Annotated in this window: 25 protein-coding genes; 2 read left to right on the top strand and 23 right to left on the bottom strand. The window is 36.6% G+C overall.

Annotation, left to right across the window (positions count from 1 at the left end; all coding sequences use genetic code 11):
- Window positions 1–110 precede the first annotated feature (110 nt).
- Together ACXAG7_RS09795 and ACXAG7_RS09790 are read left to right on the top strand one after the other, a co-directional pair.
- Window positions 111–860, top strand: a complete 750-nt coding sequence (locus ACXAG7_RS09795; RefSeq protein ID WP_476666705.1) for a hypothetical protein — start codon at window positions 111–113, stop codon at window positions 858–860.
- 12 nt (window positions 861–872) lie between these two features.
- Window positions 873–1214: an AraC family ligand binding domain-containing protein gene (locus ACXAG7_RS09790; protein ID WP_408045103.1), complete on the top strand. Its 342-nt coding sequence runs from the start codon at window positions 873–875 to the stop codon at window positions 1212–1214.
- 194 nt (window positions 1215–1408) lie between these two features.
- Here ACXAG7_RS09790 and ACXAG7_RS09785 read toward each other — a convergent pair whose 3' ends face one another.
- The 23 genes from ACXAG7_RS09785 to ACXAG7_RS09675 all read right to left on the bottom strand — a co-directional run bounded on the left by ACXAG7_RS09785 (window position 1409) and on the right by ACXAG7_RS09675 (window position 24881).
- Entirely contained in the window at window positions 1409–1960 is a 552-nt protein-coding gene (locus tag ACXAG7_RS09785) for a hypothetical protein (RefSeq protein ID WP_476666704.1), read from the bottom strand.
- The gene (locus tag ACXAG7_RS09780) at window positions 1950–2441 is read right to left on the bottom strand and encodes an RNA polymerase sigma factor (protein ID WP_476666703.1); all 492 of its coding nucleotides are present in this window, start codon (window positions 2439–2441) and stop codon (window positions 1950–1952) included. The genes ACXAG7_RS09785 and ACXAG7_RS09780 overlap by 11 nt, the downstream gene beginning before the upstream one ends.
- Window positions 2438–3289 carry an alpha/beta fold hydrolase gene (locus ACXAG7_RS09775; protein WP_476666702.1) on the bottom strand — a complete coding sequence of 284 codons (852 nt, stop codon included), beginning with the start codon at window positions 3287–3289 and terminating at the stop codon, window positions 2438–2440. The genes ACXAG7_RS09780 and ACXAG7_RS09775 overlap by 4 nt, the downstream gene beginning before the upstream one ends.
- A gap of 221 nt (window positions 3290–3510) precedes the next feature.
- Window positions 3511–4092 carry a CHAP domain-containing protein gene (locus ACXAG7_RS09770; protein ID WP_476666701.1) on the bottom strand — a complete coding sequence of 194 codons (582 nt, stop codon included), beginning with the start codon at window positions 4090–4092 and terminating at the stop codon, window positions 3511–3513.
- Window positions 4093–4236: 144 nt separating this feature from the next.
- Window positions 4237–4683 (bottom strand): GNAT family N-acetyltransferase, encoded by a 447-nt coding sequence (locus ACXAG7_RS09765; RefSeq protein WP_476666700.1) that lies wholly within the window; start codon window positions 4681–4683, stop codon window positions 4237–4239.
- Between the two features lie 242 nt (window positions 4684–4925).
- Window positions 4926–5174, bottom strand: a complete 249-nt coding sequence (locus ACXAG7_RS09760; protein WP_476666699.1) for a DUF2798 domain-containing protein — start codon at window positions 5172–5174, stop codon at window positions 4926–4928.
- A 68-nt stretch (window positions 5175–5242) separates the two neighbouring features.
- A complete protein-coding gene (locus tag ACXAG7_RS09755; protein WP_476666698.1) occupies window positions 5243–6643 on the bottom strand; it encodes an aldehyde dehydrogenase in 1401 nt (466 codons plus the stop codon).
- A 20-nt stretch (window positions 6644–6663) separates the two neighbouring features.
- Window positions 6664–7449, bottom strand: coding sequence for an SDR family NAD(P)-dependent oxidoreductase (locus ACXAG7_RS09750; RefSeq protein WP_476666697.1), 786 nt, complete (start codon window positions 7447–7449; stop codon window positions 6664–6666).
- Window positions 7450–7564: 115 nt separating this feature from the next.
- Window positions 7565–7939: a tautomerase family protein gene (locus ACXAG7_RS09745; protein WP_476666696.1), complete on the bottom strand. Its 375-nt coding sequence runs from the start codon at window positions 7937–7939 to the stop codon at window positions 7565–7567.
- Window position 7940: 1 nt separating this feature from the next.
- On the bottom strand, window positions 7941–8411 hold the full coding sequence (locus ACXAG7_RS09740; protein WP_476666695.1) for a hypothetical protein: 471 nt from the start codon (window positions 8409–8411) through the stop codon (window positions 7941–7943).
- A gap of 67 nt (window positions 8412–8478) precedes the next feature.
- Window positions 8479–9336, bottom strand: coding sequence for an alpha/beta fold hydrolase (locus tag ACXAG7_RS09735; RefSeq protein WP_408045093.1), 858 nt, complete (start codon window positions 9334–9336; stop codon window positions 8479–8481).
- 92 nt (window positions 9337–9428) lie between these two features.
- Window positions 9429–9995 carry a Crp/Fnr family transcriptional regulator gene (locus ACXAG7_RS09730; RefSeq protein WP_408045092.1) on the bottom strand — a complete coding sequence of 189 codons (567 nt, stop codon included), beginning with the start codon at window positions 9993–9995 and terminating at the stop codon, window positions 9429–9431.
- A gap of 233 nt (window positions 9996–10228) precedes the next feature.
- Window positions 10229–10714 (bottom strand): GNAT family N-acetyltransferase, encoded by a 486-nt coding sequence (locus ACXAG7_RS09725; protein ID WP_408045091.1) that lies wholly within the window; start codon window positions 10712–10714, stop codon window positions 10229–10231.
- Window positions 10715–11251: 537 nt separating this feature from the next.
- Complete coding sequence (locus ACXAG7_RS09720) at window positions 11252–11806, bottom strand: RDD family protein (RefSeq protein ID WP_476666694.1); 555 nt, start codon at window positions 11804–11806, stop codon at window positions 11252–11254.
- Between the two features lie 119 nt (window positions 11807–11925).
- Window positions 11926–12189 (bottom strand): hypothetical protein, encoded by a 264-nt coding sequence (locus ACXAG7_RS09715; protein WP_476666693.1) that lies wholly within the window; start codon window positions 12187–12189, stop codon window positions 11926–11928.
- 350 nt (window positions 12190–12539) lie between these two features.
- Complete coding sequence (locus ACXAG7_RS09710; protein WP_476666692.1) at window positions 12540–13844, bottom strand: MFS transporter; 1305 nt, start codon at window positions 13842–13844, stop codon at window positions 12540–12542.
- A gap of 38 nt (window positions 13845–13882) precedes the next feature.
- Complete coding sequence (locus ACXAG7_RS09705; RefSeq protein ID WP_476666691.1) at window positions 13883–14836, bottom strand: glycerophosphodiester phosphodiesterase family protein; 954 nt, start codon at window positions 14834–14836, stop codon at window positions 13883–13885.
- Between the two features lie 20 nt (window positions 14837–14856).
- Complete coding sequence (locus ACXAG7_RS09700; protein ID WP_476666690.1) at window positions 14857–16119, bottom strand: ComEC/Rec2 family competence protein; 1263 nt, start codon at window positions 16117–16119, stop codon at window positions 14857–14859.
- Window positions 16120–16258: 139 nt separating this feature from the next.
- Window positions 16259–19324: a TonB-dependent receptor gene (locus ACXAG7_RS09695; protein ID WP_476666689.1), complete on the bottom strand. Its 3066-nt coding sequence runs from the start codon at window positions 19322–19324 to the stop codon at window positions 16259–16261.
- A gap of 138 nt (window positions 19325–19462) precedes the next feature.
- Window positions 19463–20563, bottom strand: a complete 1101-nt coding sequence (locus ACXAG7_RS09690; protein ID WP_476666688.1) for a T9SS type A sorting domain-containing protein — start codon at window positions 20561–20563, stop codon at window positions 19463–19465.
- A gap of 8 nt (window positions 20564–20571) precedes the next feature.
- On the bottom strand, window positions 20572–22254 hold the full coding sequence (locus tag ACXAG7_RS09685) for a glycerophosphodiester phosphodiesterase family protein (RefSeq protein ID WP_476666687.1): 1683 nt from the start codon (window positions 22252–22254) through the stop codon (window positions 20572–20574).
- Window positions 22244–23182, bottom strand: coding sequence for a hypothetical protein (locus tag ACXAG7_RS09680; protein ID WP_476666686.1), 939 nt, complete (start codon window positions 23180–23182; stop codon window positions 22244–22246). Before ACXAG7_RS09680 ends, ACXAG7_RS09685 begins: the two co-directional genes overlap by 11 nt.
- A 1102-nt stretch (window positions 23183–24284) precedes the next feature.
- The gene (locus ACXAG7_RS09675; protein WP_476666685.1) at window positions 24285–24881 is read right to left on the bottom strand and encodes an RNA polymerase sigma factor; all 597 of its coding nucleotides are present in this window, start codon (window positions 24879–24881) and stop codon (window positions 24285–24287) included.
- Window positions 24882–25763 lie beyond the last annotated feature (882 nt).

The following is a 25763-nucleotide window of genomic DNA, read 5'->3' as shown; positions in this document are numbered from 1 at the left end:
TTGCTTTATTTGATTTTGCTGGGACTTTTATTATGATTTCAATCATATACCGGTAGCGATTAAATGCGTAATTTTAAGTCGTTCTAAATAATGAATTGAATAGGTGTATTATGAAAACATTTCAACTAGGTATTGTACTGCTGTTTTTTTTCGCGTGTAGTTATAAAAACAGCGATGCGGAGACTCAAAAGTTCGCAAGTGAGTTAAAAAAAGATCACTTTTCTTATACCGGGAATTACAGCTGGGCTTTTAACCTGATGGGCAAACAAGTATCTACTCATGCGTTTTACCCTGATAGTATTGTGTATACCATGGAAGGAAAGGTGTATGCAACCCAGTATACCATGAAGAAATTATCGTACGAAAAAGCGAAGGGTAAATGGATAGGAGAAGATGAAAACGGCGTGGTATACGTGCTTTTTTTTAAGGAAAAGACCCCTAATACCCTTGTGTTGTACAAAAGAAAATGTAAGGAGAAAGGGCTGAGAGAAGCTATCGATATGGAGGTACCCGCCCCAGAAACCACTGAGGATCACGGTTGGAATTTATACGCACGAAACGGTGCTGATGATTTGGATGTTTTGGAACTTACCGGAAGTTATACTCATGAAAATCACCGTCTCGTAATCAGTGATACCTTGCTGGAATTTGACGGAGAAGCAGTAACGAAGTTGAGCTTTCATTCAGGAGAACGCAGGTGGGTAGGGAAGCATAAAAATCGCTATTTGCAAGTTTTCTTTAAAAGTTTAGCACCTCGTGATTCTGTGCAATTGACAACTACTTGGGCCACAGACCTAGAAGCGTTGTATAAAACAAAGTACCAGTCGGTAACTACTTGGGAAACCTATGTAAAACAGTAAAATTTTAAACCTATGACTACAGCAAATATTTATCAGGATACAGTATTTAACCCGGACAAGCCTCTAATAAAGGTTTTGTTGGAAACTGATTTTACCAAAGAAATCAGAATTGCCATGCATCGAGGAACGCTGATGAAGGAACACAAAACGGCTTTTCCTATCGTTGTTGAAATAGTAGAGGGGAGTATTGACTTTGATGTACAAGGTACCAGTCATCCGCTAAAGAAAGGCGATTTAATTGCTCTGGAAGGAGGAGTGCCACACAGTTTGAAGGCAGGTGAAAATAGTATTATCAGATTGACCTTAACGAAAGATGATCGTACAAATCGCGTAGCAAAAGTTGTAGAGAAGTAGTATTTCGGTAAGGAATTTTTACAATAAAATTAAAAAGGAGTTGAGGTTTTTAAAGCACCTTGGCATTTTTGATTGCAGCGAGCTATCCGGAGAATGGAAATTTTACTCAGAAGAATTTAGAGCCTAAGTTTTTCTGAGTAAAAGTTTTTAATTTTAGAGTATTGCCTTGTTGTTGCAAGTAGCTTCACCACTGTTTATTGCTTCGTTAAATGTTTTAAAAATCGTTCTTCTTTACGGATGGTATTGGCAATAATTACCGTGATGATGGCGATGGAGAGAAATCCTGAAATTAAAACATAGGTGTAGAAGCCCGAGGAAAAAGAGGCTTTGAAGTAAGGTAATAACAAGTAAAATCCGAAGGTATACACCGCAATACAGACTGGGGTAATCGCCCAGTTAATGAGACGTCTGGTTTTGTAATACTTTTTTAAATAGCGATGGTAGGATTTTTGAGTCATAGAAATCAGTTGTTGCTCCTTACGGTGTAATGAATAGAATTCCAAAACTATTCGGAAGCTTAGGCTGAATATCATTAGGAATAATCCTCCATTAAACGAGTTCCATTGAAAGTAGGAATAAAAAAGGGCGTAACTGATGAGTACTACAACAGTGCATGACATAATGCTAATGCTGATGTATTGTTTGTTGCGTTGCTGCTTAGCTTTAGCGAGGATATCGTGAGGAGTTTGCATTAGAGAAGGCGCTGCTTGGGCTCCCCATAGTTTGTCTAAATTATCATTTTCCATTGGTAATACATTTTAAAAGTGATTTTCGAATACGACTTAAACGCGTTCGCAATGTTCCGTGTGCTAGTCCAACAGTGTCGGCGATGGTGGCCTGAGGTATTTCTTCTAATTCCAACAGTATAAGCGCTCTGTTCTGCTCGTTTAACTGGTCAATACAGTGGTACATTTTTTTTAGGTCTTCATTGGTGTCTCTTGGGGTGTCATCATCGCTGGAATCGGACAATAAATCGTCATGAATGGGAATGTTTTTTCGGGACTTGCGTAAATCTCCTAAGCAAACATTTACAGCAATTCTATATATCCAGGTGTCTATTGATGAATTTCCCTGAAATGAATGTCTGTGATTCCATACTTTTATAAAAGTTTCTTGCAGCCATTCATTGGCAAGTTCGTCGTTCCCGGTGGCATAGCCTAAACACAATCGATATACTTTTGAAGCTAGCGAGGTATAGATTTGTGTAAATTCTTGCTCTGAAATCATTTTTTTGACGCTAAAGTTATTTGTATTTGCTCTAAAAACCAATTAGGTTTGTCTAACATGATAAAGTGCGCACTGTTGTCGGCTATGATAAACTGATAATCTTTTAGGTTTGCGTACTGATTTTTATAGGTTTGGGTTACTGCTTTTTCACCGTAGGGTTGTGAGGCTGCTATGATGGTTACCGGAATGGATATCTTTTTTAAGGCCTCCCTAAGGTCTAGTTTGAGGTAATCGGTATAACCGTAAACATAGGTTTTTCGATCAGCGGTTAGGATCCAGTTTTTGATTTTTGTTTGCGCAGCGCGATTCAGACTCATGTTTTTAGACATCGCAGTGGCCATTTGTGTAAAGGTTTCCGTATTCATAGCGAGTTGTTGTTGGTTGTAGGGGCTATTGTACTGTAAGTTGTCGGGGTTAAAATTGGGAATCATCAAAGCCCCTGAGGCAGGGAGTGCATCTACGAGAACGATGTTTTTTAGTTGGAGTTCCTGTTGAGTGGCGAGCCAAGTAGCAATAGTTCCACCTAAACTGTGTCCGATAACAGTAGCGTGCTGTAGGTTGTTTTCTAGGATGTAGTTTTTAAGAGCGGTATTGACTGTAGGTAACCAAGGAAAAGCGATGGGCTCCTTACCGCCAAAACCCGCTAAGGTCACGAGGTGACATTCGTAATTTTTTTCGAGTTTTTTGGCCAGGGGTTGCCAAATGTCGCCAGGTACGGTAAATCCAGGAATCAACAGAATGGGAGCACCTTTACCTACTACTTCTACGTGAATTGGCGATTGTTTTTGTTGAGCGTAGTTAGCGCAGTAGGTAAGTAACAAGACAATGAGTAATACGGTATTTTTCATTTTTTTTAAGTTTTGATTTCCCTTTAGATGCACTATTAAAAAAATGTTACATGGTTTTTTAAAAAAAAATCAAAATCTCAATAGTATGCCGGATAACAGCACACGAAAACAGGGTGTCCGAACCTGTGAATTAGTCAATTTTAACGCTGAGATTAGTAGCTAGGCAAAACTTTTTGATACACCGTGAAAAAAACGGACGAGAAATGGACTTGAAGTACTCATTATTTCCGCAACCATCCCAGCAGCCGTTGGTGTTGTAGATACCATTGATTTTTTCGCTTTTCCAAAGGAATTCGTTCTCTAGAATTTCCAAAGGGACCTGTATTTTGTTGGATGATTTCAATACTGTTTTCGGTGACCTCGGTGATGATGGCTACATGGCCATACTTGTTGGTGAGTGTGGCATCGAAAATTAGCAAATCATTAAGTTGAGGTTTCGTAGTACTAGGGTTGGTATATTGCCGTAAGTTTCGCTGGTTGTTTTTGTTCCCGTCTTTTACTGATCTGTCAAAAAAATCTTTGGCATGACCATAGCTGTTCGGCATTTTGTGATGTAGCGCTTTGAGGTAAAATCTTTTTACGAATTCAACACACTGGTATTTCAAACCAATATTATAACCGCTCTTATCGAGGTTTCTACCTTCTACACGATGCACCGGACCGTTGTAATAGACAGCAACTCCTCGATGTGAATCGATTTTCTGACCAATGTGGTATCGGGGATTGATATGAATGTAATGGCTGACTAGGAATAAGAGCAATGCTAAAATGATTCCGTACACTAGGATTTTGACTTTTTTCACTTGAAGGCAATTTGATATAGCTAAAGGTACATGATAATTTTCTCTTTAGGAAGCGGAAGTTGATGGTAGCTGGGGTAAAATCCGAGCAACTCAAAAAAGAGTGTAGTTTCTTTAGGTCGCATAGGAGATAGCTGTGCTATCATCCTAACGCTGATAAATATTCGGAATGTGTTTTTCCATGTAGACTTCAGGATGCGGTAGTGCTGTAAAGCCAAACTTTTTGTACAGCCATGCTGCTGTATCTGTCAATAAAATCCAGCGTCGTAATCCTTGAAGGTTGGGGTGTTCGGTGATTTCTTGCATCAGCCATTTGCTAAGGCCTTTGCCTCGGTATTCGTTGAGGATGTACACATCTCCTAAATAAGCGATGGTCGAATAGTCCGAAATTATTCGGGCAAAGCCAATTTGTTTGTTCTCGTGATAGAGACCAAAATTCAAGGAGTTTTCAATTGAAGTTTTTACAGTGTCGAAGGGAATTCCCTGAGCCCAATCGGTTTCGTTTGCTAGAAATTTATGGATGCTTTTTAGGTCCAATTTATCCTTGTCCGTTGAAATGGTGAACTCGTCTCTGTGTGCTTCTCTAATTTTCATAATCGTTTTTTATGGCATGCTCGCTCGTGTATACGCATTTAACTAGGCAGTAAAAGCAGGCCCGTTATTTTTGATGTCGGGGAAAGATACTTAAATAGTAGCAAAAGCACTTCATTAAGATTTGATTTATGGATTCTTATAACAATCTATAAGGTTAAAGCTTTATTTCATAGAAAAAGAAACCTATACTATTATAGATTTCTTTTGAAATTGTACTAATTCAGGAGTTCTTTCTCGACGGTCTATGAAGCTTTTGTTATAATAAATTCTACAAACTTTTCTACGGGTGGTGCTATAAAAAGAATTGCGGGGATGACAAAAAGATATGCGTATGCCCATGACTTAAACCAATTGGAAAAAAAGTTTTCATCGTATCCTATATTGATCAGTATCAAAGAGAATGAAATTATTCCTGTTGTAATGGATCCCATTAATAATGCAAAAATGATTTTCTTCTTAATTTGAGTTATTTTATCTTTCTCGCTACTCATTTTAGATAATTAATTAAGGTTAATACACGTCATTTTTAGCACAACGTGATTAAAAGTTGATATAAAAATTAGCTTAAAGCTTTTATTACTTTTAGTTGTTTTTCACTGTATCCGTAGTATTTTAGATTGGTTTCTATGGCCGTAGGTTTATCAAGTACTCCTTTAAAATGCGAAAAGCACTCAAAACTGTATTTTCCATGGTAACGGCCCATACCGCTATTCCCAACACCACCAAAAGGAATATTAGGGTTGGTAACCTGCATAACACAGTCGTTTATCCCTCCACTTCCAAAAGGGATTTCATGTAAGAAACGTTCTTTTACAGTGTTACTGTCAGAAAATAAATAGGCAGCTAGTGGTTTTTCAATTCCTTTTATAAGTGCGAAGGCTTCATCGATTGTTTCGTATTCAATTACCGGTAAAATAGGACCGAAAATTTCCTCTTGCATTACTGCATCGTCTAATGATACGTTGTCTAGAATTGTAGGAGTAATTCTTCTATCAGCGCTGTCGTAAGTGCCTCCATAATATACTTTGTCAGCATCGATTAGCCCGACAACTCTATCAAAGTTCCTTTTATTAATAATTTGAACGAAATTATTATTCTCTGCAGAAAAATTGGCTTTCTCAATTTCCTTTACCGCTAATTTTAAGAATTCCTCTTTTACATCTTTATGAACGAGCGCGTAGTCGGGGGCAATACATAATTGACCTGAATTCACAAATTTTGACCAAATCATTCTTTTTACACCTGTTTTTAAGGCGGCGTCTTTATGAAATACAACAGGGTTTTTACCTCCTAATTCTAAGGTAACATCTGTTAAGTGTTCTGCTGCAGCTCTGTTTACAATTTTTCCTACCATAGGACTTCCCGTAAAGAAAATCTTATCGTAACGTTGTTTTAAAAGTGCAGTAGTTTCAGGAATAGCGCCTTCAACAACTCTTAAATAGTTAGGATCAAAATTTTCATTGATAATTTTAGCCATTATTTTGCTCGTTTCTTCCGGAAGTTCACTAGGTTTTAACACAGTAGTATTTCCGGCAGCCATGGAACCAACTAAAGGAGTAAGGGAAAGATTGTAAGGAAAATTCCAAGCGCCAATGACCAAGGTTACACCAAGAGGCTCTGGAACCAAGTAACTTTTAGCTGGGAAGTTTAACAAATTTGTTTTTACCGATTTGTGTTGCATCCATTTCTTTAAATTTTTTATTGAAATGTTGATTTCATCAATCAAAGGGAAGAATTCTGTGAGCTGATTTTCATACTTAGATTTTCCAAAATCTTTAAAAATCGCTTTGTGCATGGCTTCTTCATTTTCTAATAGCAAGGCTTTGAGTTTTTTAAGCTGAGTAAGCCTAAAGTCTAACGATCTCGTTGCATTACTATTAAAATATGCGCGTTGGTTTGCAACTAGTTGGTTTACGGCTACTTCAAAAGTACGTTCTTTATTTTCTGTGGTTGTATTCATGTTTTTATTTTTGATGAAAATTAGTGGGTTGATTGTTTTTTCATTCTTTCTATCAGCGCCTTTTTAGGCATAAATGGAATGAATTTTAATTCCATGCGTTGTTCCCATGGCAATCCTGCTATAACTTCAATTTTGCTTGCTAACATTGCATTATAACCTGCTTCGGCTACCTCTTTGGCACTGGCTGGTCTTTTATAAATTGGAGTTTTATTCATACCTGAAGCATCTCCAAAAGCTGTTTTTGTTGCGCCGGGTAATAAGGCGGTCATAGATACTCCCGTGCCGCTTAATTCACCTGATAGCGCATTGCTAAAGGAGGTTACATAAGCTTTGGTAGCAAAATAGACCGCTTGAAGAGGACCTGGTACTAAGCTCACTGTTGATGAAACATTTAGTATTTTACCAGAATCACGCGCTACGAAATCAGGCAAAAATTGCCTTGTTAAGGAGGTTAGGGCTAGTACGTTCACCTGAATCATAGCCTGGTCTTTTGCCCAGTCTCTTTCATGAAAGGCTCCTACGCCACCAAAACCAGCATTGTTAATTAAATAATCTACTGCTATTTCATGACTTAACAACTCATCATGGATCTCTTGGGGAGCCGATAATTGAGTGAGATTTTTAACGATAGTATAGACCTTTATACCATGTTCATTTTCCAGTTCGGTCTTTAAGTTTTTTAAACCTTCTGCATTCATGTCTACGGCGATAATATTACCTCCTCTTTTTGCGTGAATTCTTGAAAACTCTCTTCCAATTCCACTTGCAGCACCGGTTATCAAGGCTGTTTTCTCTGTTGTTTTCATACGATCTGTTTTATATGTTTACTTGTTTTTTATCTGAGTGCAAGTTACAATTGGTTGTTGGTCAGTAATTTACCATAGGGTAAAAAATCCTTTGATATTAGCTTGCATTGAAATTCTATTTACAGCATTGCGCTTCTTTACCAGGGCTGGGTAGTACAGCACCTCGTCCAAAAACCCATTTGGCTTTTACCTCTAAAAAGTCCCAATGGATCTTGTTTTGATCTATGGCGATCACTTGAGATAATTCGTTTACTAAGGCAATCCCTAATGTTTTAAACATGCTATCAGTTCTATTTCCTCCTGTTCTTAAGATGCCTGAGATAATAAGCTCGTAGTCCTTTTCTAAGTGAAAGCCTGACCTAAACAAGACGGTGATTAATTCGGAAGGGACGTTGGTAACTGTACTGTGTAGATCCGTAATTTTTTTTGAGATACGTTTCTTTTGAATCGGCGTTAAATAGTTTTCTGTAAAGACTGTATAAACAGGCATTTTATTTTCTTTTATTGGTTGAATTGATTGTGTAAAGTCCTGTTTTTAGTGTGGTTGTTAGTAGTTGTGTTATAAGGGAAGTATAGTATTTTACTTTTCCTAATAATGAATAATGACTACTATTTCTTTTTAATAAAGAATTGAATGTCGTTTCGTCGAATGCACCAATTAGGATATCATTTAAATGCTGATTCGTTAGTAAAATCCAGTCTCTTGAGAGGGACTTAAAAAAATTGATTCGTTGGTTTTGTGAAATGTGCTGCTCACAACCAAATGTTATGATTGAAGGGGGCTTCAATTGATAATTATTGTACGCATTCCCCTGCGCAATAATATTCCATACGACAATAGTTTTGCTTTTACTGATGTGTATTTTATAGTTCTGAACAACTATTTGTTCCAGGCTTCTCATCATTTTATTTGAGAAATGATTTTCTCCAACGGTTATGAGTATTTTATTGAGTACAGGCATGTGATATAGTGTTTAGATTGTTTTTATCGTTGTAGTAAAGCCTTAACTGTAAGCAAAAACCATTGCACTATTTTAAAATCAACTGTACGAAGTATTCAGAAATTTCATGAGCATAATCTTCTTGTAAGAAATGTGATCCAGGGAGTGGTATTAGAGGAATGTTTAATTTTTTTTGCAGAGGTATACCGTATTCTTTAAGTGTAAGCCCTTTGTCATTGATTCCCCAAATAATTTGTTTTGGGACCGATAAATTTGTTAGACTGCTGATATAGTCGGCTTCTTTTTCTTGGGTAGTTTCAAAGTTTCTCATAATCTTAAGAAAACTTTTTCCGTTGTCATCGCCATTGAGAAAGTCGACATATGCCTGAGCTTCTGTTAAATTAAATGCTTCTTTATTATGAATACCTCTAAGGTACATCAAATACTTAAAGACAAGCGCAGTAGTTGTTTTAAGAGCAAACTCTCCAAGATATTTTTTCTCGAATAGCGACATAGGAAAAGGTTTCTTAAACTCGGGGAGATTGGTTAGTAGCGTATTTAAAATAGTTACTGAAAGTACGCGTTCGGGGATCTTTGAGATTATTTCACAGGCTATTGGGCCTCCTATATCATGAAGTATGATATGAAAATTAGTAAGTTCTAACGCATTGATCAATTCCAAGGTCCATTCACCTAAATTTGTCCAATTGTAGTTGAAATCTTCAGGTCGATCACTTAAACCCATACCCAATAAATCAAAGCTGATAGCTCGTAGGTTTTTAGCGGCCAACTCGTGGATTAGTTTGCGGTAGAGGAAAGATGAGGCTGGTACGCCATGGAAACATATTACCGTTTCTCCAGCACCTTTCTCGTACACAAAAGCTCTTGTGTTTTCTAAATGAATAAAATGACCACTGCAAGAGTGTTTAATAGCTTCGTACTTCATAGTGTTAAAATAAAAAGGGAAATGCCCTGTGAATTATTACACTGCAAAGTTCTGTTGCGAAAAAAGTAGTTCTTTTACCCTAGGGTAAAAAATTAGGAAATCAGCTTCTTTCGTATTCTGCTTAAACTTTGTATGGTTATGCCCAGGTAAGAAGCGATATGAGATAGTTTGGCTCGGTGAAAAATTGTGGGGTATTCTTTTATTAGTTTGAGGTACCTGTATTCTGCTGACTCTGTATGGACACTCATTACTCTCCTGCTTAATGCAACTGTAAAATCAACGATGAGTTTTCTGTAGATGACATCGAAATTCGGGATGTTTTTAGATGCTGTTTTTAAATGTTCTCTGGTCACTAACAAAAATTCACAATCTTCTAAAGCTTCAAAATTTAAAATATTTTCCCTGTCATTATAGAAACTGTCTGGTGAGGTGATCATCATATCTTCATTAGAAAACCAATGCGTTACTTCATTGCCGTCTAAATCGAAATAAAATATTCGCATCAAGCCTTTCGTGATGTAATAGAAATAATCACATTTATGACCTTGCTTAAGAAATACTTCTCCTTTCTTTACTTTGTGACTTTGAATATGTAAATCTAGTAATTTGTCATATCTATAAATATCATCTAGTGAAATATACTTGTCCGTTCTGACCAAAACCTATTAATTTTTAAGCTAACTAAAATTAATAAAAACTTTGTTATTTAGTTTGTTTTATTTTACTAGGATGTTTTTTTGTCGGAAAAACGGCCCTGTCGTTGTCTAGTTGTGTTGGTTTCTAGGTATCAAAAGGGCCTTATGCTATTACTTCTAGCCCCAAGTTAATTTGTAAGTGTGGGTATAGTTTTGTACTGTAGTTTTTTAGTTTATGGCTATTACTAGTGGTTTATTTACTGTTGTAATTCAAACACAAACTCCTCAATTTCCTTCATACGAGCATTTGCAAATCCTTTTTCTGTTCCGATTTTAGTAAATCCACAATTCGTTAAGACTTTTTGAGAACCGATATTATCAAAAGCAACACGTCCATATATTGGTCTTGTCGTTTCTAACTTAAGAAACTCCCTTAGAGCAGAACTCGCAATTCCTTTACCCCAAAATTCTTTTCCAATCCAATACGTGATTTCTGCATTTCCATTCATTTCATATTTAGTAATGCTTCCTACAATAGTACCATCTTCAATCACAGTTTTAGTAGTTATTCTTTCGTCAGCCAATAACCTTGTCCACTTTTCCGTATACGCTTTTTTATCAGTAGGATCTTCTGACGTAAAAGCGGCTAAATAGTTTGCTTTTTTATCGAGTTGAAATTTGAAGAGCGTTTCCAAATCATTTTGAGTAGTAGGTCTTAATGTGATATCAATAATTTTTTTCATATTCATAGGTTTAAGTGGTTTTCAACAAGTTTGTACATATCGTACAGGACACGCTGTATTTGTTTTCGAACGGTTTATTTTAGGTATTTCAGATGTTCTGTTCCCAAAATCTTACTCCCTTTTAGCACATCGAGAACAATTGTACTCTTCTTCTTTGTCTTCCAGTGTAATATTTTCTTCAAATTGCCATTCAGCGTTAGGCTGATTGGGAGTGTCGCTACTAACGAAGTAGTTAGACGCGTTACTTTCACGTTTAGCATTTACTCAATTTGATAAAGCTGATACTATTTTAGGCCTATCTGGAATTTGATCCTTTGCTAAAGCAACCAGCCATCCGGGGGGCTATGTTTTCCATTTTTCATCGAGTTTCATTTTAATGCAACGTAAACGATGTTGTACAACGGTCTCGTATTATCATCTATGAGGTCCAGCTACGCCAAAATTTTAGTTTTGGCGATGATCTTAGTGACTCTCAATGGCTACTGTCCTAGTCGAATCTGCCGTGATTGCAGCTATAGTTTCCTGGTAACTGACCTTTTACCAGTTCATCATGCTTCTAAATGTTCCTGCTAGTGTGAATTGTAATGCCGTAATTAAAGCCATGAATAGCATTCCGATTACTAGGCTTATTATAATTTGACCAATTTTTAATTCAGTTTTCAAAGTTTTATCATCAGAAATTACTTTTGTACCCGCGATATGATCTCCAATTCTACGTTCGGGTGAGAAAAGAGAAAAAATAACCTCAATTGGCCAAAAGATTAAGGTTAGGTTTCTAATGAATGATTTTAAAGGATTCGCTATTTCTCCTGTTTTATAATCAATAATTACCAGTCCAAGAATTCTTTTAGCGGGACTTTTTCCTCTAATTGCATCTTTGTTTAAGTATATGGAGAAGATCATTGTTCCCAAAAATAGGGGAATGATTATAAACCATTCAGGTAGATCATCGTTCGTAGGGATTCCCAATAATAAGAGCCCAATTCCTGCAAGGATAAATAGAATTATTACAATTCCAAAAGTCATAATGAAATGGTCTAAAAGCATTGATGCCAATCTAATTCCGATGATTTTGTTTTTTTCGTTTGTCATTTTTTAGCTTATTGTCAAGGTTGTTGTAGTTGAAAAGTAGCGGATTTTATACCTTCTCTTTTCGGATTATTATTGATGCTTGATTTATTTTCTTCAGATTACGCGATTCATCCGCTATTTTATATTCGTTGCGCTGTGATGCTCTTCATTATTGTGTTCACCTCGTTGTTGTGAATTGTATTGTAGACAGCTTGATGATTGTAATTGGAAAAATCAGCTCCAATTTCTAATAAGAAATCTACCGTTTCCATTCGAGAGTAAGTAAGGGTATTTTCCCAAGTAATGTTCAATTCAAGTTGAGTATATCGGGAATTCAATGTTTTTTTAGTTCCGTCAGATTTCCATTTCCTGCCAACACCACTATGTGCTTCTCTAATTTTCATAATCGTTTTTATGGCATGCTTGTGCATAAACATTTAATTAGGTGATACAAGCAGGCCCGTTATTTTTGATGTCGGGGAAAGATACTTAAAAAGCGTCAGATGCCACTAAGTAAATTTGGTATAGTACGCCTTGCTAATTTTATAGTGTTATGAATTATAGAGTTATGTGAATTTATACTTTATTCGAATATTTCTTTTACTTGATTGGTATCATGATTCCCTGTTTCGTTTGTGTTGTCGGTTATTCCCATGTGTTTAAAACCTTCAGCGGTCCTGCCGACTTCCAAATCCATGATGTCCACACCCGAATCAAAAATGATAGTGTCTATTGTATGTTTTAAGGGGATGCTTTAAGTTTTTTTCCATGTTAATAAAGCAAACAGAACTGAAAGAATAGCCGCACCTATCCAGAAAACTGTAATAGTAGAAAAATCATAGACCGTTTCTCCATTGACTACGCTCTTATTGCCTTCTATAATATAACCGCTGGCAATGTCCTGGATGCCCGCTGCGGCATAGCTCATGATTCCTACCATTCCCAATGCCGCACCTGAAGCTTTTTTTGAGGCTATATCAACGGCCATCAAGCCTCCTAGGTAGCATATCAAAGCTCCGATTGCCAATCCGAAGATGACCATGCTCAGGGCATCAACCCACCAGAGACCTTGAGGGCCGAGCAAAAACAATGAAAGCCCTGCAATATTCATCAATCCATATAGAAAGGCAGGCATATTTCGATGTCCCTTGAAAAATTTGTCTGATATAAATCCTGAAGAAGCTGTGCCTAAAATTCCACATACGGCACTTATAGCTACCAAAGAATTTGCTTGGGTAAGTGAATAGCCCTTGGCAGCCTCAAAATAATAAGGTCCCCAACTGTTCACGGCGTAACGGGAGATATACATAAAGCCACTCGAAAGCGCCAACATCCAAATATGAGGATTCCTAAGGGCGAGTTTCTGCTCTTGCCAAGTACTTGTCTTTTTATTGGAGGTTTCGGGGTTTACCGCTGGCAGCCCCTTGCTCTCAGGACTATCATGGAAGAAAAAGTAAATAAGGATAGCCCCTGTTATCCCGATAAGTCCAGCTGCACGAAAACCCCAACGCCACCCAAAATAGGAGGTCACTACGGCCGTGAGGATATAGGTCAGTGCCTCTCCGATGTTATGGCTGGTGCTCCAAAAGCCGTAGAAAGTCCCACGTTCCTTGTCATTGTACCAACGCGACAACGATACCACACTCGATGGTGCGCCCATGGACTGTACCCAACCATTCACACCCCAACAAATGGCAAAGAATAAGAACAGACTCGTAAACCCCATAATCATATTGGTCAAGGCAGACACCAAAAGTCCTAGGCTCATGAAGCGACGTATGTTGCTGTAGTCTGCCAAAAAGCCATTGCTGAACTTGCCAACGGCATAGCTAAAGAATAGGGCAGAACCAATGATGCCCAATTGAGATTCGGTGAGTACACCGCTATCCACTATGGGTTTTTTAACCACATTGAGGCTCAAACGGCAAACATAGTATAGTCCATAACCTATGGTAGCCGATAGGAATACTTCCCACTTAAATTTTTTATTAAAGGCCTTTTGTTCTGATTCTTCTAAAATTGGATCAACAGGCGGTGATTTTTTGAAATATTCTAACATTTTCTTTAATTTTTAACATTTCAAACGAACTCAAATTACTATTCATGAAGTCCTTTTTTACGCAAATAGTCTAATAACAATTGAGGTCTATCCGTTTGTATCATGCCCGTACCCTTTTTTATCAGAAAGCCGTAGATGCTATCAGTGTTTTTAATCGCCGTATCGTCGTCATAACCGGCATTCAATGATTTCCAAAGCGTGTTCACCCATACTCGTGAACCAGCATCGTCTATTTTCCGTATTAGTTCATATACTTTGGGTGTTTCTTTTTTAAAAAGTACCTCGAATGCCACAGGTTTTAACTCTTGCAAATACGCATCTATTATCTGTTCGGCATCGGGTTCATTCACATCTACTATGGGCATAAAGGTCACTTTATCCAGATATTTGCCAAACTCCTGTTTTACTAGTGGCAGAGGTACTTTACCTTTCATTACTACCTGGTCGGTCGTACCCGTTTTTTGCAATACCTCGTATACTTTGTCAAATATCTGATAACTCTTGTCTAGATTCACCAGTATTTTATCCTTGGCTACTTGCATGGCTTCCTCAAGGGTAGGTATTTTGTGGTGGGTGGGATGGTTGGCACCATTTTTAAGGTACAGGGTTCGTAAACTATCTAATGTTATTTCTGAAACTTTGCCCTTTCCGGTTGTAGTTCTGTCTACGGTTTGGTCATGCATCAGTACCAGATGCCCATCTTTGGTGGTACGTACATCAATTTCTACCATGTCCACGCCCATATCGATACAGTTTTGTATGGCTTGTAATGAGTTTTCTGGGGCGTTGCGCCAATCACCACGGTGGGCGATGACCATGATGTCCTTATCGTTTGGGGTTTTCAGTTTGTTTTTTAAATGCGATATATCGTTTAAAGTGTTTGAATGCTTATCTTTTATGGAATGTAAGGGTTGGGTTTCTCGCTTTTGTTTGCAGGAAGCAAATACAAGAACAACCATTAATAGGAAGGCTTTAAGTGTTTTTTTTTTCATGTTACTTATCGTGTAAAATGTTATTTTTTTGATGTGTAAGGACCATATTTTTTATTTAGGGAAAGGGAACTGTCTGGTTTTAAAGTGATGACCTCGAATTTTTGCCCTTTTGGATATACTCTTATAAAGAAATGTCCCTTTTTCTGTTTATAGATTGTATCGATCTGATTGCCGTATTTGTTTTTTATTTTATCTCCGACAAATAACGAAAACACATCCGACTTGGTTTTTAGAAGGTTCTGTTGAATATTTTCGGAAAAATGTGGATCATGCAGGCTTTGATGTACAATGACCTGTGGTCTTAGGTGTTTTAGGAACAAGGTATTAGACGCATCTTTATACCCATGGTGGTCCAGAGTCATGGCATCTACTTCACCAATGATTTCAATCATTTCAGATTCTATGTCATAATCGGGGTAGTCGTCAACTCCCGACGTGTCGCCACCTACATAGTAATCGAAATCCCCGTACGCTATTTTTAGAGCAAGGCTCAATGGGTTTTCATTGTAATACCCAAACTTGTTTATCAATGGTGGCTTAAATTCCAATTCCCTTATGTTGTTTCCATTTCCCGTCCAAATCCTATTATTGACTTTTAAATTTTGAACACTGAATTCAGGATAGGACTCAGGGGAATTTACCATTTTAATTTGTCGATTACTACCGGCCAAAAACTTTTCAACGACTAAACCACCTTGTTTTTGATGTGTTTGAATATAGCTGAGGTAATTTAGAAAGGTACTGTCCTTTTCCTTTGATTTTAAAGTGCTCTTGTCACCTGGTTTAAATCTTCTGTCGATAGGATAATCGTAATTCGGATACCCTCTATCTATGAGTTTTTTGATAGGAATTAATTCGCCGACTTCGGTTATCCCAGTCAGGTAAAAATCTCCTTTATTGGATTTTATTAAGCCATTTCTTAAGGCTCCATAATGGTCTGCATGAAAGTGAGATATTAAAGCATAGTCGATTTCTTGATTAGGGGAAAAGGCTTTAATATATTTATGAATAATCTGTCCTACTGTAAACGAATCCGATTCAAAGGATGGATACCTAGGTTTTTTTCCCCCTGAGATTGCGTCTCCTGCATCATAAAGCAATGTTGTACCGTCCGGAAATACCATAAAAGATGCATTGCCTTTGCCAGTGTGGATGAAATGAATATCTAGATAACCTTTTTGCCATATCAAACTATCAGCTATTATTGCTTTTTTTTCTTGGCAATAGGTAAATCCAATACAGAATAATGTTGTTAATAATGTTATTTTTTTAGGTACTTTCAAAATAATCTTTAGTTACTCAACCAAGCAACTACTTTATAGTCACTTTTAAACAAGTGATTTAAGAATCGTTTGGGATTGGTTTGTTAAAAGGTTTCAAAATTTTAAAACTTCCTGCCTTTAGCGAGAGGCTTTAGTTTATCTAGAAGGAGTATCGTGCTCCGAACTGCCATGTAGTTCCAAAAACGGAAATATTATCCTGAAATCGCTTATCAAAAATGTATTCAAATCGCTGAGAATTAAATGCGTTTAGAACATTTAAGGTTATGCCAATTTTATCTGAAAAGTCATAACCAGCCGAAATATCGGTTTGTCCGTAACCATCCCTGTATTTTAAACCATCTTCTGGTACTGGTTTGCTACGTAAAAAATTGCTTCGATAGTTATGGGCCACACGAATGCTGAAATCATATTTTTCGTAGTAACCAATAAGGTTAAATGAATGTTTAGAATTATTGGGTAAACCATATTTTTCAGTCTTTCCTAAATCAATGGTTTCTTCAAAATTGCTATCAGAAAGCGTGTAATTGACTACGATACCCAAACCATCTAACGGACTTGGTAAAAAGGTGAATGGTTGTTGATAGTTCAATTCCACACCAACTATGGAGGCATTGTTTCCATTTACTGGTTTTTTGGACGTATAAGTTTGACCATTAAATTGAACGGGTCCAATTTTAGTAGTTATAAACGATTCAATATCTTTTACAAAAAAGGCACCTGAGATAAGTGTTTCCCTTGTTGGATACCATTCCAGGGCAACTTCATACTGATTGGCCCTAAAAGGTTTCAAATCTGGATTTTTTTCTGAAATGGTCAGGTTTACGTCATCTATTTGCCTATACGAGGTTAGGTCGCTAAGGTTTGGTCTTGTCATTACTCTTGCAAAAGCCCCTCTAGCAAACAATCCTTTGCTGATTTCGTAGTTTAAATTAATGCTTGGCAAAAAGTCGGTATAACTTGACTTTACCTCCCTGTCTGTATAATTTCCAGTAGTTTTATCCAATTCCAATCCTTTTGCTGTTAAGGAGGTATTGACTAGTCTAACACCAGCATTTAGCTTGAATTTATCCCATTTGAAAGTTCCCATTACATAAGATGCTGCGATATTTTCTGTGATATCAAAAAATGCATCTTTGCGTTCGGCATTGGTAAGGTCTATCTTTGATGCATAAAGTGCTTTTGCCTTATCCCAATCAGGAACCAGAAATTCTTCTGGTCCGGTAGCTTTATCAACATTGTTTAAGAACCCTGTAAATAAGGTTGATATGGGGGCAAAAGGATCGCTTAGGCCTCTAATTCTGTTATCAAAAAAAGTACGCTCTTTATTTCTACTTCTGAATTTGGCACCAAAATCCAATTGTAGGATGTTCATTTTCTTTGTAATGTCAAATTGCCCTGAAAATATCTTGTCGCTTAAATTTAAATTACGGGCGCGAACTTCGGTTACGGTAAATTGGGATGGGTCTGTTAAATCAGTCGGTGTTTGTAAATCAAACCATCTTTCGTCATCCTTAATACTGTAAGAAACACTATTTATATTTTGAGCATAATATCGCGGTCTATCGATGAACCTTTTATTGGTTCCATACGATAGTGTGGATTCTATTTGCCAATCATTATCTAAACACCATTTCGCGGCCAAATTGGATTGAAAAACATCGGTATCATTTAACTGCTGTTGATTTTCAAGTACAATACGAACATCTTGAAAAGTTGCTGAAAGTAATAGAGGTCCGTCATTTTCTACATCGATTGCATCGGTACCTTGTATGAAAAAGATAGGCGCATATCTAGTTTCTGTTTGTTTGTTTTTGGAATATAGGGTATCAAAAGTGAGCGTGAAATTTTTAGAAGGACGGTATTGAGTGCCAAAATTAAAGGCAAATCTACCTACATCTTGTCCTTGGTGCACATATCGTGGAAGTGGTATCCTTACATCAACAATATCATCTGTTCCATCACCATCGGTATCAAAAGACTGGTCTTTATATCGTACTACGTCATAACCTTGGGAGGCATTTAAGTACCTGTTAAAAGTTATACCTGTTATAATACCAAATTTATCGTTCCATTTTTTTCCGTAAACAAGACTTAATTTCGGCGTTGTTTTAGCACCTTGTGTATTGTATAAGCCTTCTACGGAAGCTACCAATATTCTGTCGGTAATGTCAAGTGCCTTTCTTGTTTTGAGGTTTACTATACCACCAATACCACCTTCATCTAGTTTAGCGGTTGGAGATTTGAAAACCTCTACCGTGCCAAATAACTCGGCAGGAAGTGTGTTAAAGTTATAGGTTCTTGTTGCTTCGCTAGAGTTGGGGGCCGCTTGCCCGTTAAGGGTTACTTGGGTGTATTCAGGCGGTAAACCTCGAACACTTACCTCGTTACCAACTCCACCTGCATTGTCCCTTCTTATTTGAATACCTGAGATTCTTTGAATGGCTTCAGACAAATTGGATTGTGGGAACTTGGCTATATCTTCCGCAACAATGGCATCTACGGTATTTATAGTCTGCCTTTTAATTTCCACTGCCTTATTCAAACTTTTTCGATATCCACGTACTATAACTTCATCGAGGGCCTGAGGGTTTTCTCGCATTACAATGGTAAAATCTGTTTTTCCATGAATAGGGATTTCCTGGGTTTTAAATCCTATATAGGATACAACCAGTATTTTTGCGTCATCGGGTATTTCAAGAATAAACTTGCCTTCAAAATTGGTAGTAGTACCCACATTAGAACCTTTTACGGCAATGTTTGCACCTGGTAGTGGTTCTCCGTTTAGGTCAGTGACTTTACCGGTAATTTCTTTGAGAATGGGTTTAGCCTCCATGATTTTCTTCTCTTTTTTGGGCACTGCGTTTTTCGAAATACTGCGATTTATCTGATTGAATTTAAGGCGGACGTCCTTTGATAATATCCTTAAGACATCCCACCTTAAAATTTCAACGGTATCATATGAAAACGTTGTTTTCATTCTACTTAGATCACTATCGTATAAAAATCGAAAGGACGATTGTTTTTCAAAAGGTTTCAAAACCTTCAATAAAGTAGCTTTTTCATCTGAATATGATATTTTTGTAGTCTCTAAGTTTTTGCCATTCATATTATCGGCAAAAATGGGACGTGCCGTAAAGAATAGTACTAGATAAATACTTAGTTTTGTTACCATTATCAAGAATGGGTGTTTTAAATAATATTTCATCTTTTTTAGTTTAATAGTTTCTGTTTTTGTTGCTGTTAAACGTTCCGGCAGTCTGTTATTACTCGCACAGTAGATAGGTCAGGCTGCCTTTTTTTGTTTTGTAGTTAGTTATTTTATCATACAATTGAGTTTCTCGAGTTAGTTGACAATAATCTTTTCCTTTGCATCTAATTTGTTCCCTTTAACCTTTAAAAGGAGTGTTTGGGAATTAAATGATCTAAGTCCTATTTCATTATGTTGTATCAAAATGGAGTTATTCCCTTTTTTTAAGTATCTATTCGAGGTATATAATGGTCTTCCTGAGATATCGAATATTGTTAATTGTACTCGTTTGTTTTTCTCTAAATTGATGTTGATCATAAGATATTCATTGGATGGATTTGGATACACTACCAACTTTTGATCAATCCCCTGTATAGGGTTGGTCGACTCCTTTGTTGTATTTTCATTAGGAGGCAACGTCTTCTCATGATCCTCCTCTAATTCAGTTTTAGGCAACGAGGATTTGGCGCTTTGTTGTATTGGATAGGAAAACTTTTCCTGAATATCTTTTGAAAGGTTGGCATAGTTAAACTCGTATATTTTTAATACCCCCGGTATCTTAAACCCTGAACTATTTAGATTTGACCCCCAACTGATTCTCGCACTGTTCTTTCTGTTTAAGAACTCTGACATATTGGAATGTCCTGTGTCAAAATTATAGTCTAAGCCAAAATATGCAAGGGATAAATATTGTGTTGTGGTTGGCAATGGAGTTTGATTTAACTGCACTTCAATCCAAATAAAATGAGCTGTAAAAAAAAAGTTTACCGTCCATATAGCATCAATTGGTGTATAGCCTGAAGTACGAAATAAGGGGTCGAACAAAATATAATCAAAATGAGATCCGTTACTGTGATACCTTCGAAGTAACATGGTTTCATTTTTATAAAAAACCTCTAACAAAATACCTCCATTAGTGCTAAATTTTAGTAATTTATCTCCATTCTTAACTGCTTCAAAATTTGCTTCTGCAACTAGACCGTCCGTATTGCTTGACAAATTGCTTAAATGATTCATGGGAGTATACTGGAAATTGTGATTGCCACTGGAGGGACTGGTATAAACCGTATTTCCATGTGGAGCAAAATAAGCATAAGGACCAGCCTGACTATATGAAAATTGAAAAGATAGAATTACTATCCAAAAAAAAGCGATTTGGGTACTACTAAATAACTTGTTAAATATTGATCTTAACATAACCTATATTAATTGAAGTTAGCTTGAATTTGTGACCAAACATCGGGCCTGTCGGTTGTTAATACTGATATTCTGAAATAGGGAACACTCATAAGGTAATAATGGTCTCCCCTTATGTCTGTTGATGCATTTTTAATTAACCACTGAGCCCATCTGTCAACTATTCCTTTAGGTCCCATAGCTTCTTCGGGATATATACCAGGTCTTAATTTAGTTTGATCATAAACGTAATGTAACAGGTTTTGAAACTGCTTACCATGTCTAGTAAAAGGTTGAAGATAGCTTTCATCGGTACTTTTGAAGTTGGTTTCATAAGCCATAATTCTTTCACCTGCTTGGTTGTACCAATCATCTATGAATTGAACCTTTACATTAACATCGTTACCGGGCTGTATTACCGGAAAATAAAGTACTTTGGTCAAAAGAGTTTTATCAAAACTTGTCGGCATATTCTGTAAAATATCGTTGTATGTATATGTTGTTTTAAAAGCCACATATTGCAGGGCATTTTTTGTGTTTGCTACTTCGATACATTTTCTGAGTATCAGCATAAAGTCCTCTTTTTGTAATTGATAGGCATTTGGATTTTGTCTGGGATCGTAGTTACATCTAGCCTCACACACTTTGGTGTAAGGGTTTAATCGCGGTCTTGCCCCTTTGATATCAATAGTCAAAACTGTGTTCTTTGCGACCATCTCATCAATTAAATCGGAAAATGTGATGAAATTATTATTGCTAGTAGACTCATTGCGCCTTTTTAATTTTAACGAAGTAAGCTCACTTAAGTTCTTATCAAATATATAGTCAGTATCAGGTCCAGAATAATTGGTTAGTCGGTGCAAATTATAGTCATGACTTACGACCATTTGGTTATCTTTAGTACGCATAATATCGGACTCAATAATAGTGGTGTAATCTAAAGCCGATTGAATTGCTTCTGGAGTGTTTTCTGGTGGGCCGTCCCCTAAATCGTACCCCCAGTAGCCTCTATGGGCCGCATAAACCAAATCGGATCCTTGGTTTAATTTGGGAGTTTTAATCTTTGTCCATGTTCTACAAATAGGATGGTCTGAATTTTTTATGTTATGGCAAAAATGATTTGAATCAAAAAGAATATTACCACCAGTCGGACTTAAAATTCCTAATCCCGGTATTTTTGCCTCCAAAAATTCAGCATTGGTTGCGTACATAAATATTTGAACTTTTTGACTGGATGAAAGAAAATCATAAATAGAAGTTTTACCAGTATCGTCATATCGAGTTTTATCAATGCCCCAAAGGGCGCTTTTAATGTCATCACTCACCCAAGTATTGGGGTAATGTTCGACCCATTTGGCATCTAGGTGGTTGGGGATTTTTGACTTACTTGTGTAAGTAAAAGGAGTTCCAGAAAATTCCAGGGAAGTAACATCGGATTTGATAAGATATAGAAGTGTCCCCTTCCTTGATGTTTTAGACTCGTTATACGTCCAGACTTCAATTTGTATATCTCCTCCTTGTTTTACTTCTCCTATGATACCTCCAGAAAGATCTGCTTTAGGATCAAAAATACTCCTCAAGGCAATTTCACCCGTTACGCTTACAGGGTTTTGACTGCTCGCGATTGCAAATGATAACAAGAAAAATACGGAACAAAAGTTCTTAATAAAGTACTTTTTTAAGATGTTTTGTAAAACAGTATTAGTTGTCATTTTTTTGATTTTTTAGAGTTACTTTTTGCTGTAGTATGGGTTTAACCAATTTCAATAGTGCTTCGAAATCTTTTCTTACTTTATCTAATTCTTCTTGCTGCTTGAGGGTATACAATGTTAGCTCTTCTATTTTCTCTGTTAACCTAACATTCATCTTATGTAGGGAATATCCATCTTTGGAAATCTCATTTGCTGTAGGTATATTAGGCAAGTGCTTGTACTTTTGAATGTAAGTTGATAATTGTTCTAAAGGCATTAATTTGTAGTTCTTAGAGAATACATAGTCAGCCCATGTTGCTTGAGGGGCTAGCCCATAGTCTTCAGATAATAGCCCTTTTTGTACAAATAAGCTGTACTTACTTCTACTTTGAGAGCTAACAGAAGGTAAATTAGCGCCACCTGTTACAAAAATTGAGCCATCTGTATCAATAAATAAATGTGGCAAACTGCTACTTCCTGTTAACTTATCATTTGCCGCCAAGGCCAATTTGCCCTCGGAGTTTATCCTTGACCAACCCGTAGTATCTGAATGGTCTAAATCTATTAAAGGATCACCATTAACACCTCCAGAACGCACTCGGAACGCACCGTTTAAATCTAAAAGGCGTGTAGGATTGTTGGTTCCGATACCTACTTTTCCGTCCCTTCGAATTAACATTCGAACTACTGAGCTATTGAGATCACAATCCGATCCGCCTGTCCAAAATGCAATACCTCTCTGATTTGTTCCGGTATTGCTCCAATAATAATTACCAATGTACTCGGGCTGGTCACAAAATGAACCTTGTTGGCTAGGTGCATTATTTGATTTCAATATAAAGAGCCCAGTACCATATCTATCATTGGGAATTATTTTTTGTGCTTTAGCTGTTTCTGGTAATAAAACAAGTAATGTTACTATTATAGCAATTGCTTTTAAACTTTTCATAATTCGATTAAGTATTACTATTTTTTAAGTTTTCAATATTTACAATTAAAAAAGCACCTACTGGTTAGTTCTTTTTTAGTTTGTTTTTGACCGAATTATATTGAGCTTTATCGGTTATTTACAGCATCTTTTGATTCGATTGTTATGGCTAATACGGGGTGCAGGTTAGTTAGATTTATTAGAATTGTTTACAATTTCTCATTGTTGAATTTCCCAGAAAATCTGTATCGCACAGAGTGTTTGTCCAGAATTTCAATAGATCCATTGAACTATTTTTCCATAACTTCCTGTAGCGTTACATCTTTAAATTGGATGACACCATCCCAATTTTTGGTTGTATCTACTTGGTTGGTAACCATGCTTGTCTTTGTCATAGTGTATTCAGTTCAGAGGCAACTTTTACTTTTTCTGTGGCCGAGGTGACAGCAACATAATCATTGGTATCGTAAGCATTAATGTTTAATGAAGTACACACATAATTGTTGTTAAATTTTCCGTAGTTATTTTAAAAGGGGTTTTCTGATTTTTGACAACATCAAAGAAAGCTTCGTCTTTTAAGACCATTTTTGGGTATTGCCTTCAAAATGCTCTGGAAACGATAAGGAACTCCCTGAGTTTAATTAATCTTTGTTTCATCTGGAAGAGTAATGTTGGATTTTGTCCTCATTACCTGGTTTTTGAAATGTAATTCACCGATGTGGGCACTGAATCTTCTTGCAGGAGAAAATAAACACCAAAACTCAAGTTGATCAAAAGAGCTACGCTCGCTGCTATCCTTAACCGTGGGATTTAAACTTTTTTTTTCTTTGATCGCCCTCCTTGAATAGACTTCTTATGCCTGCAACCAGTGGTCTTCGTTTCTAAAAATGGGATTTGTACTATTTTGTGGTTTTTTATCAAAACTTTTAAGTACTTCGGCCTCTTTTTGAATACAAAGTGTCTTCAAAATAGTTATCGAAAAACTTTTTGAACTCCTTTTCTTCCATCTACTTCTAAGTGTAGCATTGTGTATAGAAAGTCCCAAAAGGCAGGTATACTCACAGTTAAAAAACGAATTTAACATTTTTTTAACATATCTATGTTATCAAAATAAGGGGTGATGTCAGCTGAAAAACATCAGAAGAAATGAAATAGCTGATATCTTATAAGGTGCTAAAAATGTGCTCTTAATAGCCTTTAAAGCCAGGGAAAGTTGATTTTCTACCGATCTTTTGGAAATTCCCAATCGTTCAGCAATTTGTTCATTGGGAACCAAGTCATATCGACTCATTCTAAAAATTTGTTGACATCTCTGTGGAAGCTGCTTCAAAGTGCTGCTGATCAGTACCTTTTTTTCTTCTAAATCGTGCAATTCATCAATGGCCGCTTCATATTTTAGGTTCAATGTTTTGATAACTTCCAGTTGAACGGGTTTCAATTTGGCTGATCTAAAATGTTTGTAACAGTTATTCCTTACGGCTTTGTATATATACCTTTCAAAATCGTGGTTCTTTATGGTTTTCCTACGGTTCCAAATATCCAACCAGATGTCCTGTACTATATCTTTAGCCACATCTTCGTCGGTGACCATGTAAGCAGCATGGGTAAATGTGTTTTCCCATAACAATTCAAATAATTGGTTGAAAGCTTTCCTGTCGGATTTTTTAAGCCTACCAACTAATTTTGATACATAAAATTTCTTATTTGATCGCTTATTCATTGTAAACAGATTAAGTGGTAATTTTATTAAATGTTGTTATCTCATTGTAAGTGTCTTTGTTGTGTTTCGCAATGTTGGGGCTTAAATACCAAATTAATAGAGTAGGTTAATTTGAGTTAAAGTTCGGAGGTACGGTGAAAAATATTGGTTGCTAATTCGTACCACTTTTTTAATGCTTCAAATGGCTTGTTTAGCTCTCATTCTCTCGGTAGTCCTCTCGATCACTTCGACTGGTGTTAGCTGCCTTGAAAAACTTCGTCAGATGCTGGTCGAGGTGGGTTTCGTTCTAGTATGTGATTCGTTTTATCGTTTGATTTTTAGTACTTTGGTTCATCTTTAATAACCATGCCGTTAGTTCTTGGAGTAAAAGGTCCAGTTTTATGGTGATCGATACTCTGAATATTACAAAGTTTCTCAAAACGAGAAAATTTTTTAGAGAGTTCACCTTTTTTGAATTTGAGTGAAGAGTTGGTAAACTCCAAGCTGTTATCGGTTAAAATATGAGTGATTTTGAATGGATAAATATTTAAATACTTTTGAAAAAAAATCTTGTGATTTTTTGGAACTTTTATTTACATAAACTCGATAGTACACTATGTGGGGTGCCCCATCAATGGCTGCAAATAAGTACTTTCTTTTATCTTCTATTCTCGATAAATACGTAACATCTATATAGGTAATTAACCAGGGGTATAAGTTTTAAATAGCTTGTCCTTTTCCTTTTGTTCTTTTGGAATACGGCGTGCGTTACTTTGCTTGGGCGGGCTATAAAAAGCACTGCGAAACTAATACAGTTTTTGTGGAAACAGAAGGAGCGCAATATTTTTAGGAACATTGGAATTATCGTTTTAATAACTTCCTTTCTTCCTTTTTTAACGGTTG

This window comes from Tenacibaculum sp. AWR4_210, assembly GCF_056160945.1.
The sequence above is the reverse complement of the archived record's forward strand: the minus strand, read 5'-3'. Positions and strand labels throughout refer to the sequence as shown.